We start from the raw sequence: 13,588 nt of genomic DNA on the forward strand, positions 1-13,588 counted from the left end.
GCCGCTCGATCATCGCGCTTTCGTCGCGATGAAACTTATTGAGCAATCTTGCTCACGTCATATTCCCACTTGCCGGTCTTCTTGAAGTTCTCGACCCGCTTCCTGTTGCGTTCTTCCATAGCCTGAACTGACGCTTGCTGCTTGGCGATTTCCTTGGGGTCGTGCTTGGGGTCGTATTTCGACCCCTCGACCTTGTCCGGGAAGCCGGGCTTGGGTTCCCAGCAATTTCCGGGCGCCTTGCACTTGGTGCCGTCATAGGCGAGCGCGCCGCCGGCGCCGAACAAAATGCCGACGGCAAGCGCCGCGGCGAAATGCATCTTACGCATCAGTTTCCTCCCTTTACGAGGCTCGCGCCTCCTTGTTTGCGCCCCCGGGCGACGGAGACGTGAAAACTACTTCGCTTTTGGCTGGCATTGACCGGGCGGATTATCCGGCAGCGTCTCGTGACCGGCGTAGGGCTTGAACTGCTTGCGCTGCTCGGCGGTCAGCCAACTCGCCTTTTCCGGCTCTTCCTTGAAAAGATGACGGACCCAGGCCATCACTTTCAGCATTTCGTCGAGCGTCAGATTCTCATACTGCGGCCCCATGGACGCTTGCGCGCCGCCGTAGATCGTCGAGAAAAATCCTTCGTCGGTTTCGTTCTGCGGATAGCTGTAATAGGAGTCGTTGAGGCCAGGGCCGATCTTTCCTTCGCCGAGGTGGCCATGACAGCCGGAGCAGGCGGACAGAAAGAGCTGTTCGCCCTGTTTGAGACAGCTTGCATCTTCGTTATAGGGATTCTTGCCGGACGCCATGAACTGCTTGACGCCCTGGGTGTCCCTTCCCTCAGGCAGCGCGTCATTGAAGTTCAGCACCTCGCCCGTGATCGTGTTGCGGAATGTGATCCCTGCGGTCTGCGCCATGGCGCCGAGAGCAACCAAACAGGCCGCAGCGCCAATGAGGGACAGGGAAACGCTTCTTTTGCTATTCGACACGTATTTCGTCCTGTTTTCGTTTGCGCGCGGCGCATCATTGGGTGACGGGAAGAAGAGGAACGCCTTCCGCTTTGAGGATTTCGTCGATCTTTGGCCGAGCGGCGACGAGCGCCCGATCGATTTCGGCCAGCAAGGCTTTGTCATCGCGCCGCACCGCGACCGATTGATCGAATCGCTGCGGCACTTTTTCGCCATTGCTCTTCGCCGCATCGTCTTCGATCAGCGTCATCCGCAGCGGCGCCGATGACGCCTTGACGTAGCGCGCGACGTCGGGGGCGAAGCCGACCGCCACATCGGCGGCGCCGCTGACCACCTCCCCGACCATGCGGGCTGGATCAATCTGCGTGTATTGGTTGCGCGCCGATTTGAAATTCACCAGCGAATAGAGATAGGCCATGTTATCTTCATATTGGCCCATGTCCTTGAGCAGCGTTTCGCCCGGAGAGCCGAAGGCGACGGCGATGTGGCCGAGCTTCTTCAAGCGTGGATCGGACCAGGATTTGATGTCGAGGTCGCGATCGGCGCGGCTGACGAAGACATAACCGGTCCGATAGTAAGGCTTCGACGTCGCGACGCGCGGATCGCCGGTATCAAGGCCGATGACGACGTCGCAGAGCTTCTTGTCGAGAGAATCGCGCACGAGATAAATCGCCGGCCGCTGCGACCAGACGAATTGCGCCTTGCGTTTCATGGCGTCGGCGAGCGCAGCGCCGATCTTGTTCTCAAGTCCCGAGCCGTCTTCCATCGAGAGCGGCGGCTGGTTCTTCGCCGCGCAGATGCGAAGCGTATTGGGATCTGACGGCTCTGCCGTCGAAGCGGTCGCGGCGTTCGAGACTGCGTCGCCGGAAACGCCGAGCGAAGCGCCTTCTGCGCTCATGGCCGCAAGAGCGATGACGAGCGCGCAGCATGCGCCCACGGGCAAGCGAGTGAATCGCGACATGGTTTTCTTTCCGTGATCATTTCGATCGCCTGTTCGGATGCATGGGCGCGTCCGAACAGGCGTCTCGTAACCGCCTCAGGCGGATGAGATCGATGGAACGAGCGGCGATTAATTCGCCTTGTATTCGCCCACGCTCAGATCGTCATAGGGGCCTTTGCCGTCGAGCGAGAACACCATCACGCCGCCGCCCATCTGCGTGTAGTTGGCGAGCTGCTTGAAGGCGCCGACCGCGCCGAGACCGGCCGTCGGATCCTGGAGATCGAACACGAGGCCAACGCCCGGCCAACCGCCGACGCCATACAAGATGGCGAGATATTCGACGCCCTTGTGCTGATAGACGATCGGATGGCCGATGACGCCGGACGGAAGCTTGAACTTCCACAGCAGTTCGCCGGTGTCGCTGTGACGGGCCTTGATGAAGCCGTCGAGCGTTCCGTAGAAGACGACATTGCCGGCGGTGGCGGCGGTGCCGCCCCAAACGGCGAAGCGCTCCATCTTCTCCCATTTGAACTTGCCGGTGATGGCGTTGTAGGCCTTGATCTGGCCGAGGCCTTCAGCCTTCTGACGATCGCCCTTCGGACCCGGGAACATGTTCAGCGTCGCGCCGACGAAGAACTGACCCGCGCGATAGGGAAGCATGAAGGGCTCCCAGTCCATGCAGATGTGGTTCACGCCGAGGAAGAACAGCTCCTTGTTGGGATCATAGGAGTCGAGGCCCTGGTTGTGATAGCCCATCGCCGAGGGACAGATGTCCTTGGCGAGATGGTCCATCCGCGTGCCATATTCCGGATCGCGCACCGGCAGGCCGCTCTTCAGATCCACCTTCTTGAACACATTGACCGTGTCGTCGATCTTGTCGGCGGAGACCAGCGTGCCGTCGGTACGATCCAGCGTGTAGACGATGCCGTTGCGGTCGGGATGGGTCAGCAGCTTGCGCAGCTTGCCGTCCTTGTCCTTCTGCTCGCTGAGCATCATGAAGTTGATGCCGGCGTAGTCCCATTCGTCGTGCGGCGTCTTCTGATAGCCGAACTTCGCCTCGCCCGTATTGAGATCGCGGCCCCAAATGGTCATCGTCCACTTGTTGTCGCCAGGACGCATGGTCTCGTTCCACGGCGCCGGATTGCCGCTGCCGTAGTAGACGAGGTTGGTGCCCGAATCGTAAGCGAACCAGCCCCAATTGGTGCCGCCGCCGATCTTCCAGGCGTCGCCTTCCCAGGTCGCCGTGCCGAGGCCCTTCTGGCCGTAGTGCGGATTGGCCTTGTTGAAGTCGTCGCCGATCAGCACATCCGAATCTGGACCGGTCGCATAGGCGCGCCACTTCTGCTCGCCGGTGCGCACGTCATAGGCGGTCATATAGCCGCGCACGCCCAGTTCCGCGCCCGAGCTGCCGATGAGCACAATGTCCTTATAGATGTGCGGCGCGACGGTCAGCGTCGAGCCGACCTTGAAATCGGAGTTTTCAATTTTCCAGTATTCCTCGCCGGTGTTGGCGTTCAGCGCGACGACATGGCCGTCGAGCAGCGTCTTCACGATCAGCGCGGGCGCCTTGCCGTCGCCGGGCCAGTAGGCGAGACCACGATTGACGATGTCGCAACAGGCGACGGCGCGCGCCGCGGCGTTCTGCTTGGGCTTATGCTGCCAGAGAATGCGAGTCGGATCGTCGAGGTTGAGCGCGAACGTATTATTGGGGAAAGACGTGTGAACATACATTTTGCCGTCGATGACGATCGGCGAACCTTCGTGACCGCTGAGCAGACCGGTCGAGAACGACCAGGCGACCTTGAGGTTCTTGACGTTATCGGCGTTGACCTGGGTCAGCGTGCTGTAGTGGTTGGAGCTGTAGTTCTTGCCCTGCATGGCCCAGTTGTCTTCGCTCTTCGTCAGAGCTTCGAGCTTATCCTCGGCAGTCGCAGCGGACATCGTCACGATCGGCGCCGCGATCAGCACGGACAACAGGGACACGGAATTCAGCAATTTCCTCATCGACGAGTCCTCCTGCAACCTCGCCCGGACGCCTTTACGGCGTCTTCGATGGCGACGTCGCCCCGCAAATAGACGGCAAAATGCAAGCCGCCATGGTTCATTGACGGTCGCTTATTCTCGCTGCGCGTTCGCGCGCAAATTCGAGAGACGATCCGCCGGCATATAAGTTTAAGCGCAAGGCCGAGTCTTCACGATTTATCGGTAATGTGTCTCGGGAAAGATTGGCATGTCTGTTACCTATGCTTCCCGACGTCGTGGCGCTTGACGCAAAATCGCGCACAGATTTTGTTGAAGGGCGATCATCTCCTCCGCATCAGAAGCATCGAATGCCAAAACCTCTCGCGCCAATGTATTCGCCTGCGCGCCGCCATCGCCTGTTCACTCCGGCGAATCTGCGCTCGTCCGCTCTTCCGGCGGCCCTGATCATGCTCATGCTGCTCGGCGCGACGCTTGCGCGCATCGGCCCGCAAACAGCCCACGCCGCGCTTTACCCCGACGATAGGCGGCAAGCGATGACCGAGGCTGACGCCAGTCGCTTTGCCGGCGCCGGCGTGCTCATGTGCTACTCCGATTTCGGAACGCTGGAGCGCGCGGCGGCTGCCTGGCTCGTCGGTTCACATGACCTCGTCGTGATGAACGCGCATAATTTCGTCGACCGGCGTCTCGCCCCAACGCATCCGGTGACGAACTGCTTCTTCAGGATCGCGGGCGGCGATTACTATTTCAATGAGGACAGCCTGCGCATCGGCGCATCCGTCGAATCGAAAGCCCTGCACATCACAGACGATTGGGCCTTGCTGCGCCTGCTTCAGCCAACGCCTGAAACCGTGAAACCGCAGCCCGCGCCGGACGCGAGCGATATCGCCACGGGCGCGCGCTTCAAGGTCGTGATGGTCTCGCCGGCCGGACATTCCAATTCCCGCCTCGCGGCCACCACTGAGTCGTGCGATGTTTATCGCGTCGACGAACCTACCGAAGGTCACGCTCGTCGCGTGCGTCACGACTGCAATGACGGCTATGGCGGCTCGGGTTCCGGCCTGTTCACCGAAGACGGCCGTCTGATCGCCATGCATAGCGCTTCGCTCGACATGAATCAGAAGCGGCCCTTCGATATCGAGACGCATTTCGGTTCGGCGATGCTTTTCGAAGGCGAACTCGCCGAGGCGATCCGTGACGCGGCGTCGAAGCCGCGTTAGCTCATTCTTTTGGCGGAATCGTCCGTATCCAGGCGACGAGCGCGTTGAGATCATCGGGCGACATTTTCGAAAAATGCGCCTTGGAGAGCGTCGACATCGGCGGCCTCAGCGGCGCGCCATCACGCGCCACGCCTTGTGTGATCGCGCGCTTCAAGTCATCGTCCGACCAGGCGCCGACGCCCTTTACCGGATGCGACGTGATGTTGGAGGCGACGACGACGCCGGCGGCGTTGCGGAAGGTCTTTCCGCCCGCGCCGAGACGATTTTGATAATCAGGCGCGCCGTCGATTTCCTCGCTGTGGCAAGACATGCAGCGGGCGAGCGACGCGACATAGAGGCCCCGCGTGTTTTTGTCGGCAAGAGACGTCTCATCGAAGGTCGCCGCCGCTCCGGGCATCAGACGAGGCGCCCATTCGCCGCTGCGCTGCTGTGGCGACTGAAGCGGCGCGCGGATCGGCGTCGCCGAGCGCAGAAAAGCGATGATCGCGTCAAGATCGCTCGGCGTTAGCGGCTTATATGAGTCCGACGGCATGACGGGCGCAAGGCGACCATTGCGGCCAATGCCGTCGACGATCGCGGCGCGCAATTCTTCGTCGGTCCATGCCCCGACGCCAGTCTCTCTATCTGGAGAGATGTTTTGACCTCGCACAACATAGGATTTGTCGGAAAATGTCTGCGCGCCGCCGCTAAAGCGATTGGAGAGATCGTAGCCCGCGGCGCCGCGCGGCGTATGGCAGTTATCGCAGGCGGCTAGCGCGTCCACGAGATAGCGGCCGCGTTCGATATCGCCCGCGTCGACTGCAGGACCGATCAGGCAGAATGCGAGCAGAGCGATTGGCATCGCCAGATACGATAGCGGACCTTTGGCGCTCATGATGCGGACGCGTTGTTGTCGGATACGGCGCACTTAATGCAACCTTCTCTTTGCGTCTCGCGGAGATATTCCCGGACGGAACAGGACATTTCGGCACGACGCCGCAGGCGTCAGCGCCCGAGGGAAAGATTCGAGCCGTCGAGGACGGCGTAGTCGAAACGTGCGCCGGTGACGATCGCCGCGGTGAAATTGGCGCCAGTAAGAACCGCATGCGTGAGATTGGCTCGCGTAAGGTCCGCCCCGTCGAAATTGGCGTCGGGGAGTTCGGCGCGCACGGGAACCATACCTTGATTGGCGGGATCGGCGCCGAGATCCGCGCCGATCAGCTTCGCATTGTGGAAGTTCACGCCCTTGCCGCCGCCAATGATGCGCGCGTTCGAGAGATCGGCGCCGTCAAAATTCGCGCCGTCGAGAAGCGCGGCATAAAGCGTCGCGGCTTTCATCTGAGCGCCCGAGAAGTCGGCGTTCTGCAAATCGGCGCGCGTGAAATTCGCCGCTGACAGATCGGCCTTTGCAAGCTTTGCGCCCGCGAGCTTGGTGGAAAAGAAGTCTGCGCCGTGCAGGTTAAGGCCGGACAGATCGACGCCTGAGAGATCGAGATTTGAAAGATCGATCGGCTCACCATGCGCTTCGGCGAGCTTTTGTTCGATCTCTGCGCGAGTAATCTCCGCAGCTAAGGCGCGCAGGGGCGCGGCGACGAAAAGTAGCGCGCTCGCGGCAATTAAAAGGTCGCGACCGATCCACTTCAGATTGGGCGACCTCATCATTCGAATCCCCGGCATATGGCTTTGCAAAGCTATGTACGGCGGCGCAAAGACGCAACAGGACAATCTCCTGGGCACGCAGGGAAATAGCGGCAGCCTTCGGTCACGGCGCCGGTAGAACGTAGATCGCCATCCGCTTTCGAGATAAGGAATGAAGATGCAACGCGCGCAAATTGTTTTCCCCGGTCTCGTCGTCGCTCTCTTGTTTTTGGCGGGCGCGCATTCGCCTGCCGTGGCGAGCGACGCTGAATTACCAAAGCGCAGGCCGGGCCTATGGCGCATTTCGACGATCTCGGCGGAGATCGGGTTGCAGACCAATGACGTCTGCATCGAAGAGGGCGACAGCATCATCGGCGCCCAGGATGAAAGTTGCGCGAAGCCTTCCGTTACGCACGCGAATGATCAGATCATCGTCACGATCGAATGCGGCCCGAAGGATGCGCGCGACGTCACGAGTCTGCTGTTCACCGGCAACTTCCAAAACTGGTATCGCGCGCAGTCGAGGATGACCGCCAAGGGCAGTCGCTCGGGCTTTACGATCGACGCGAAGTTTCTGTCCGAACGCTGCACGAGATAGATGCCAGGATAATTTCTCGCGGATTACCCAAGGCCAAGATCCGCGAGAATTGTCTTCGCGGCGTTGTGGCCCGGCGCCATGGAGACGCCGGCGCCAGGATGGCATCCGGAATCGCCGAGATAGACGTTCGCAACAGGGGTGCGGTATTGCCCCAGGCCTGGAACCGGACGCATCGAGCCCTTCTGATAGGGAAGCATGGCCCCATGGCTGATCGTGCCCCTTACGGCGCTACTCAGCTTGCGATTCATATCTACCGGCGAATGAACGGCGCATTTGAGGATGTGCCGGCGCAATCCTGGCAGATAGGCGCGCTCGATCGATTCGAGGAGATGCGCGGCATAAGGCTCCTTCGCCGCATCCCAGTCGCGCGCCGCGATTTTGCCGGTCGCATCGCCGGAGATCTTCCAGGGCGTTCCGAGCACGACAAATTTCATGAGCGCCTTCCCTTCCGGCGCGCGACTGGGATCGATGGTCGATTCGTTCCAGGCGACGACCAATGGCGCATTGGGAAGCTGTCCCGCGCGGCATTGATTGACCGCCTCCGCCATCGCGCCGATCGAAGGCGGGCTGAGATGGACATGCGCAGCCTGCCGCAACTCGGGTCCGGCGGCGAATTCGACGGGTCGGTCGAGCGCGACATACATCACCATGGTCGCGTCGCCCCATTCATAGGTCGCCATCGCGTCTGCGATCTCTGCGCCCACCGCCTCAGCGCCCAGGAAGCGGCTCACCAGCTGACCGGGATCGGCGCAGGAGACAACGACCTGCCTTGCGTCGATCTCTTCTCCCGTCGCAAGCCGCACGCCGCGCGCGAGACCGTCATCGACAAGAATTCGATCGACGCTCGCGCTGGTGCGGGTCTCGCCGCCATGTTCGGCGAGCGCGCACGCCAAGGCGCGGCTGACCTGATGCATGCCTCCGCGCACCAGATTGTTGCCGGTCTGCTGCAACAATGCGCCGAAGAGCCACGCGATTTCCGCGCCGCCGGCGTCGTCTGGAGCGGAACCGACGAATAGGCCAAAAGCCCCAAAGAGGCTACGCACCACTTCGGTTTCGAAGGTTTCGTTCGCCCATGAGCGCACGCTCTGCAGCGAGAAGCGCTCGCGGGCCATCCCGCCCGGCGTCGACGCAAGCGCCTGAGCGGTCGCCGCGAAGGTCAGCGGCGCATCAAACATGCTTTGCACGAGATTTGCGCGCTCACGGCCGAAGAGTTCGAAAAGACGCCGACAGGCGGCGGCGTCACGCTGCGACCAGGGCTCAAGCGCTGCGATGGTGCGCTCCAAGTCGCGTTCGACGACGATGGCGCGCCCGTCGGGAAATGCATGCGCATAGACCCGCTCGGGTTCTATCAGCTCGACCCCATGCGCCGCCAAGTCGAGTTCCGCCGGAACCGGCGAGATATTGGCGAGTTGGTAACCGGTTGCGTGCACATCGGATTGGAAGCCCGGCAGCGTGAGTTCTTCGGAAATGGTCATGCCGCCGATGGCGCCATATTGCTCGAGAACCAGCACCGAAAGCCCTGCTCTGGCGAGATAGCAGGCGCAAGTGAGACCGTTCTGTCCTGCGCCGATGACGATGGCGTCGTAGGTTTTAGGCATTGGCTCCGCTCCGAGCGTGGCAGGGCGAATGCCAGCACGCATCCTTTCGGAACTTAGACGGCGGACCGGGTTAATTCAGCCTCCAAATTTGATGATGTTGGTATTCCAACTGCAACGCATCACGAAGCAGGAGAAGGCATGATGACGAAAGCAGAGGTCACGGCAAAAACAGTCGCCATCAAGCACATCAAGATTCGCTCGGCAAACACGTTTGGGCAGGTTCGTGAAAAACTCGAAGCTGCGCTGCCGGAGCTCGATGCGCAAATCGTCGAACAATTAAACCAGGGCGACGAGCAAGCGGCCAAAGTTTACGGAGACGCCGGGCCCGAGCTATCGATCTTCCTTGTCCGGGACCATGGCGCGTTATTGCAAATCGCTGGAGGACGCAGCAACGCGATTCAATACGAGATTGGCAATCCCTTAACCGCCTCCAAAATGACGCGTCACCGTCTCGCCGCAGCTCTCTATGCGCCGCTACGTGTCGTGCTGTTCGAAGATGAAGATGGGAGGTCGGTCTTTGAATATGACCAGCCGTCGTCGCTCTTCGGGCAGTTCGACGATGAACGCGTGACTGAGGTCGGCCGATATCTCGACGCCGCGCTTGAAGCTGCATTGCTCCAAGCGGCCGACTAAGACGGCGCGAAATTCGCACGCTGACGCGATCCTCCTTTATCTTCTCTCCTTGCCCATCTCAGCGAGATCCGCCAGGGGATGACGAACGTCCCTGATCGGGTGGAGGAGTGGGAGGCGTCCGCCGCTCGACTCGGTATTTGTGGTGCAAACCGGCGAGCGCGCGATTAACGTTGGTATGGAATTGCGTCGCTTTCTCGATCGGCACCGTGAAGATGGCGATCCCGAAACCTATCGCTGCGGCGATCAAAGCCGTGATGCCGACGGAAACGAACCTGTACACGATCGTCCCGCGACTGCGCGCCGGACGGACTTCTAACAGACTTTTGTGTCCTTGACTGTCTCTTACAATCTCGGGAGCAATTTGCTCAAATACTTGCTCGTGGGCGCGCGAGATCGTTCCTGCCTCTGGCGGTTCAAACGCTGCCTGGACAAATTGCGGTTGTTCGATCGCATTCCAATGCGCATGACTCTGATCCGGAGCTGCGTCGTTCGCGGCGCCCAAAACGACCTGTTCCTGCTCTTCCTCTCGCCGGGCGCGCGCCGCGGCCTCGACGCGTTCAGAACGCCGGCGCTCTTCTTCTCTTTGTTCCACAGCGGCGAGTCTTTGCTCCAAAGCGGCAAATCTTTTTTGCAAAGCAGCGATCGTCCACTCGCTGCGCAGCATCTCGTTCTCACGCGGCGCCGCCTCGGCTGGCGCGAACGGAGCCGCGTCAACCTGCTCTCTCCCACGAAGATTTTCTTCTCGACGACGCTCTTCCTCCCTTTGTTTGAATGCGGCGAGAGTCCAGTCGCTGAGAGGGGTCGTGCTCATCTTTCGCTCCAGTCTCTCGGTGTTCGCCAGATCAAACACCTCGCGTGGCATTGTCAGTATCGGAAAATCCCGTAGAACCTTTCAAGCTTGTCTCAGCGGTTCAAAACAGAAGGCTGGGACGATGTTTGACGTTTGTAAAGATCGGCGCGCGGCGCCGAGCAAGTGAACCCCTTCCGATCAAAATACGTCCTCCCGTAGGCAGAGCATCCGAATGTCGATCTTGTTTCAGCCCGTGCGTCTCGGCGAGATGGAATTGCCGAACCGTATCATCATGGCGCCTCTCACCCGCTGCCGCGCCAGCGAGGGGCGCGTCCCCAACGCGCTCATGAGGGACTATTATGTGCAGCGCGCTTCCGCCGGCCTCATCCTCACCGAAGCGACATCCATCACGCCGATGGGCGTCGGCTATCCCGACACGCCAGGGATTTGGTCGGAGGCGCAGACCGAAGGATGGAGGCGGATCACGGCGGCGGTTCACGATTCTGGCGGACGGATCATGCTGCAGCTCTGGCATATCGGGCGCGTGTCGCATCCCATCTATCTCAACGGCGCATCTCCTGTCGCGCCAAGCGCGATCGCGCCGGCCGGACATGTGAGCCTGTTGCGCCCCTACCAGCCCTATCCGATTCCCCGCGCCCTGACGCTTCCCGAGATCGCGGAAATCGTCGAGGCCTATCGGCGCGCCGCTGAAAATGCCAAGTCGGCCGGCTTCGACGGCGTCGAGTTGCACGGCGCCAATGGCTATCTGCTCGACCAGTTTCTCCAGGACAGCGCGAACAGGCGAACAGATCGCTATGGCGGCCCGGTCGAAAACCGCGCGCGCCTCATGCTTGAAGCGACCGACGCCGCTATCGCCGTCTGGGGACCAGGCCGCGTGGGCATGCATCTGGCGCCGCGCGGCGATTCCCACTCTATGGGCGATTCCGACCCAGAGGCGACCTTCGGATATGTCGCGCGTGAACTCGGCAAGCGGGGCGTCGCCTTCATCTGCGCCCGCGAACATGCCGGATCCAACGCGCTCGGGCGCGTGCTCAAGGAGGAATTCGGCGGCGCCTATATCGTCAATGAGGGCTATGATGCTCAAGCCGCCGAAGCCGCGATCCTCGGGGGCGACGCCGACGCGGTGGCGTTTGGCAAGCTCTACATCGCCAACCCGGACCTGCCCGAGCGTCTTCGCAGGCATGCCGCTCTGAATAAACCCCAACCGGCGACCTTCTATACGAAGGGTCCCGAGGGTTACACGGATTATCCGGCCCTGGCGGGATGAGCGGGGTTCGCCAGCCGAGGGGAATGCCGTTGCGAGCATGAGCGCCAGACAGATAGCGGGGTAACGCGCGCGATCACCAGGGGCGCCCTCGAAATCCCATCCGCATTCGGCTGGCTGGAATGGCTTTAGCCGGGGAGGCTCTCATCGGCGCGCCACTTTGGCGGGAAGAACGACGACGCGGGTTCCAGCGGCGGTTTTTTGATAGAGATCCATCGCGTCCTGATTGATCATCCGGATGCAGCCAGACGATTGGCTCTTCCCGATTGTCCATGGCTCATTCGTGCCGTGGATGCGAAAGAGCGTATCTCGGTCCCCTTGCCAGAGATACATCGCGCGGGCTCCTAACGGATTGCCGGGACCGCCATGCATGCCAAGACCGCTTTGCAGCTCAACCAACTGCCGCTTAAGGTCGGGCCTGCGTTCGATCATTTCTTTCGGCGGATACCAGTCCGGCCATTCCTGCTTACTCTTGATCGTCGCTTCCCCTGACCAGGCGAACCCGTCGCGTCCGACGCCGATGCCGTAGCGGGTCGCCCGGCCACCCGCCTCCACGTAATAGAGATAGTGCCCGGCGGGATCGACCACGATCGTCCCTGGAGTTTCTCTGGTCGAGTAGGCGACGTTGGCGCGATGGAATGCTGCATCGACGAGGCCGGGTCTGACGGCTGGAACGATGAAGCCGGCGTCCTTCATCTCGCCGTAGAGATTGCCGCCCTGGACGGCGACTGCGTCGATGCGCCCTGGCGGCCCGGCAGGATCGGTGCGAGGCGTGGGCGCGACGGCGGAGGCGCTCAGGGTCGAAGGCGTCTGCGTGCTGACGCATCCGGCAAGGCCTGCCCCAGCCGCTGCTGAGGCAAATATAATCAGGATATGACGGAATTTGGAAGGCATTGGCGATCCCCGTCCTCGGCTGCTTCCGCCAATATAGCTAAATCCGCGCCGTTAACCAATTCGCCCGGCGTGGCTCGGCGCCGCCAGCCGAGCGGGACCGATCGCTTTGAAGACGTCCGGTCGGCTCAAGGCTTGGGGAGGAACGCCAGCAATGCCGCTGATCTCCAGGTTTGGGGTCGCGCCTTAGCCTCGCTTCGTCTCATGGCAAGACAACTCCTCCATTAAATCGAGAAGCGCTTCAAATCGGACCGGCTTAGTCAATAGGCCGTCGAAGCCGACATCTTTAATGAGCTGAACCCTGCGCTCGGCGCGCGAAGCGCTGAGGGCGACGAGAGAGATTCTGTCGCCTTCGGGGACATGAATGCGACGGATCAGATCAACGACATCCAAATAGGGCATGGCTATATCAAGAAACACCAGTGGCGGCTTAAATTCATTCAGCGCGGCAAGGCCGCCCGCGCCGCTGTAAGCAAGCCGGACACGGGCCCCGACTGTTCCGAGCAGCAGCGCAAGCGCGTCAGCGGCGTCACGATTTTCATCAATCACGAGAGCTCTGAGCGACGGGGTTACGTTCGCGGCCATGCGGGCGGACGCCGCTTCCAATGAAGGCTTGCCGCGCTGCGCGGTGACATCGTGGGCGACCCCGATCATGCGAAGCGGACGCCCACGCTGGTCTCGCTCGACGACCCCTCGTTCGCGGAACCACGTTACTATTCCATCTGGACCAAGAATTCGGATTTCGGTCTCAAACCGTTCAGTCTCGCCGAGCAGCGCTGCTTCGATATCTGCGCAAAATCGCGCTCGATCTTCTGGATGGACGGCATCCCGGACTGCGGCAAACCGGCTGAACATGCCTGTGCTCGCGGACATGTCGGAGTCAAACGGATCAAACCGCCGCACGATATCCCGCACGACGTCCCACTCAAAGCTGATCATGGGAACCGTGTGTAGCGCTAGGCGCAGCGCAAGTTCATTGCGTCGCGCCCGTTCCTCATGGGCGGCCTTAAGTCCGAAATTCGCTTTCCGCCCCAGCTGCGTCATTGAAGCCTTGTCCGTCGTAATCTTTTGATAGTTATCATC

14 protein-coding genes are annotated in these 13,588 nt (G+C 61.1%); 4 read left to right on the top strand and 10 right to left on the bottom strand.

From position 1 onward, the window contains the following. Positions 1-35: 35 nt before the first annotated feature. The 4 genes from ACR65T_RS00110 to ACR65T_RS00125 form a co-directional block, all read right to left on the bottom strand. Entirely contained in the window at positions 36-326 is a 291-nt protein-coding gene (locus ACR65T_RS00110; RefSeq protein WP_434494585.1) for a methanol dehydrogenase [cytochrome c] subunit, read from the bottom strand. 66 nt (positions 327-392) lie between these two features. Continuing rightward, positions 393-974, bottom strand: coding sequence for a cytochrome c(L), periplasmic (gene moxG, locus ACR65T_RS00115; RefSeq protein WP_434494586.1), 582 nt, complete (start codon positions 972-974; stop codon positions 393-395). Between the two features lie 34 nt (positions 975-1,008). After that, positions 1,009-1,914 carry a methanol oxidation system protein MoxJ gene (gene moxJ / locus ACR65T_RS00120; RefSeq protein WP_434494587.1) on the bottom strand — a complete coding sequence of 302 codons (906 nt, stop codon included), beginning with the start codon at positions 1,912-1,914 and terminating at the stop codon, positions 1,009-1,011. A 108-nt stretch (positions 1,915-2,022) separates the two neighbouring features. Then, a complete protein-coding gene (locus ACR65T_RS00125) occupies positions 2,023-3,897 on the bottom strand; it encodes a methanol/ethanol family PQQ-dependent dehydrogenase (RefSeq protein ID WP_196400992.1) in 1,875 nt (624 codons plus the stop codon). A 326-nt stretch (positions 3,898-4,223) separates the two neighbouring features. Here ACR65T_RS00125 and ACR65T_RS00130 point away from each other — a divergent pair, with 326 nt between their 5' ends. After that, positions 4,224-5,093, top strand: a complete 870-nt coding sequence (locus ACR65T_RS00130) for a trypsin-like serine peptidase (RefSeq protein ID WP_434494588.1) — start codon at positions 4,224-4,226, stop codon at positions 5,091-5,093. Position 5,094: 1 nt separating this feature from the next. Here ACR65T_RS00130 and ACR65T_RS00135 read toward each other — a convergent pair whose 3' ends face one another. Both ACR65T_RS00135 and ACR65T_RS00140 read right to left on the bottom strand, forming a co-directional pair. Next, complete coding sequence (locus ACR65T_RS00135; RefSeq protein WP_434494589.1) at positions 5,095-5,967, bottom strand: c-type cytochrome; 873 nt, start codon at positions 5,965-5,967, stop codon at positions 5,095-5,097. 110 nt (positions 5,968-6,077) lie between these two features. Further along, on the bottom strand, positions 6,078-6,734 hold the full coding sequence (locus ACR65T_RS00140; RefSeq protein WP_434494590.1) for a pentapeptide repeat-containing protein: 657 nt from the start codon (positions 6,732-6,734) through the stop codon (positions 6,078-6,080). 148 nt (positions 6,735-6,882) lie between these two features. Here ACR65T_RS00140 and ACR65T_RS00145 point away from each other — a divergent pair, with 148 nt between their 5' ends. Then, complete coding sequence (locus tag ACR65T_RS00145) at positions 6,883-7,308, top strand: DUF3617 domain-containing protein (RefSeq protein ID WP_434494591.1); 426 nt, start codon at positions 6,883-6,885, stop codon at positions 7,306-7,308. Between the two features lie 23 nt (positions 7,309-7,331). Here ACR65T_RS00145 and ACR65T_RS00150 read toward each other — a convergent pair whose 3' ends face one another. Continuing rightward, positions 7,332-8,906 (bottom strand): phytoene desaturase family protein, encoded by a 1,575-nt coding sequence (locus ACR65T_RS00150; RefSeq protein ID WP_434494592.1) that lies wholly within the window; start codon positions 8,904-8,906, stop codon positions 7,332-7,334. 138 nt (positions 8,907-9,044) lie between these two features. On the opposite strand from ACR65T_RS00150, the gene ACR65T_RS00155 reads away from it, so the two are divergent. Further along, positions 9,045-9,539: a DUF302 domain-containing protein gene (locus ACR65T_RS00155; protein ID WP_434494593.1), complete on the top strand. Its 495-nt coding sequence runs from the start codon at positions 9,045-9,047 to the stop codon at positions 9,537-9,539. A 58-nt stretch (positions 9,540-9,597) separates the two neighbouring features. Here ACR65T_RS00155 and ACR65T_RS00160 read toward each other — a convergent pair whose 3' ends face one another. After that, entirely contained in the window at positions 9,598-10,350 is a 753-nt protein-coding gene (locus tag ACR65T_RS00160; RefSeq protein ID WP_434494594.1) for a hypothetical protein, read from the bottom strand. A gap of 211 nt (positions 10,351-10,561) precedes the next feature. Here ACR65T_RS00160 and ACR65T_RS00165 point away from each other — a divergent pair, with 211 nt between their 5' ends. Further along, on the top strand, positions 10,562-11,617 hold the full coding sequence (locus tag ACR65T_RS00165; RefSeq protein WP_434494595.1) for an alkene reductase: 1,056 nt from the start codon (positions 10,562-10,564) through the stop codon (positions 11,615-11,617). Between the two features lie 141 nt (positions 11,618-11,758). Here ACR65T_RS00165 and ACR65T_RS00170 read toward each other — a convergent pair whose 3' ends face one another. Then, a complete protein-coding gene (locus ACR65T_RS00170) occupies positions 11,759-12,508 on the bottom strand; it encodes a L,D-transpeptidase (protein WP_434494596.1) in 750 nt (249 codons plus the stop codon). A gap of 183 nt (positions 12,509-12,691) precedes the next feature. Then, on the bottom strand, positions 12,692-13,444 hold the full coding sequence (locus ACR65T_RS00175) for a PAS domain-containing protein (RefSeq protein WP_434494597.1): 753 nt from the start codon (positions 13,442-13,444) through the stop codon (positions 12,692-12,694). Between the last annotated feature and the right edge of the window lie 144 nt (positions 13,445-13,588).

The sequence above is a fragment of the Methylocystis sp. genome (genome assembly GCF_051061285.1).
Lineage (GTDB): Bacteria > Pseudomonadota > Alphaproteobacteria > Rhizobiales > Beijerinckiaceae > Methylocystis.

Coding starts and splice junctions, on each gene's coding strand:
- ACR65T_RS00110 (WP_434494585.1), bottom strand. CDS start 326: ATGCGTAAGATGCATTTCGCCGCGGCGCTTGCCGTCGGCATTTTGTTC.
- moxJ (WP_434494587.1), bottom strand. CDS start 1,914: ATGTCGCGATTCACTCGCTTGCCCGTGGGCGCATGCTGCGCGCTCGTC.
- ACR65T_RS00125 (WP_196400992.1), bottom strand. CDS start 3,897: ATGAGGAAATTGCTGAATTCCGTGTCCCTGTTGTCCGTGCTGATCGCG.
- ACR65T_RS00130 (WP_434494588.1), top strand. CDS start 4,224: ATGCCAAAACCTCTCGCGCCAATGTATTCGCCTGCGCGCCGCCATCGC.
- ACR65T_RS00135 (WP_434494589.1), bottom strand. CDS start 5,967: ATGAGCGCCAAAGGTCCGCTATCGTATCTGGCGATGCCAATCGCTCTG.
- ACR65T_RS00140 (WP_434494590.1), bottom strand. CDS start 6,734: ATGATGAGGTCGCCCAATCTGAAGTGGATCGGTCGCGACCTTTTAATT.
- ACR65T_RS00145 (WP_434494591.1), top strand. CDS start 6,883: ATGAAGATGCAACGCGCGCAAATTGTTTTCCCCGGTCTCGTCGTCGCT.
- ACR65T_RS00150 (WP_434494592.1), bottom strand. CDS start 8,906: ATGCCTAAAACCTACGACGCCATCGTCATCGGCGCAGGACAGAACGGT.
- ACR65T_RS00155 (WP_434494593.1), top strand. CDS start 9,045: ATGATGACGAAAGCAGAGGTCACGGCAAAAACAGTCGCCATCAAGCAC.
- ACR65T_RS00160 (WP_434494594.1), bottom strand. CDS start 10,350: ATGAGCACGACCCCTCTCAGCGACTGGACTCTCGCCGCATTCAAACAA.
- ACR65T_RS00165 (WP_434494595.1), top strand. CDS start 10,562: ATGTCGATCTTGTTTCAGCCCGTGCGTCTCGGCGAGATGGAATTGCCG.
- ACR65T_RS00170 (WP_434494596.1), bottom strand. CDS start 12,508: ATGCCTTCCAAATTCCGTCATATCCTGATTATATTTGCCTCAGCAGCG.
- ACR65T_RS00175 (WP_434494597.1), bottom strand. CDS start 13,444: ATGATCAGCTTTGAGTGGGACGTCGTGCGGGATATCGTGCGGCGGTTT.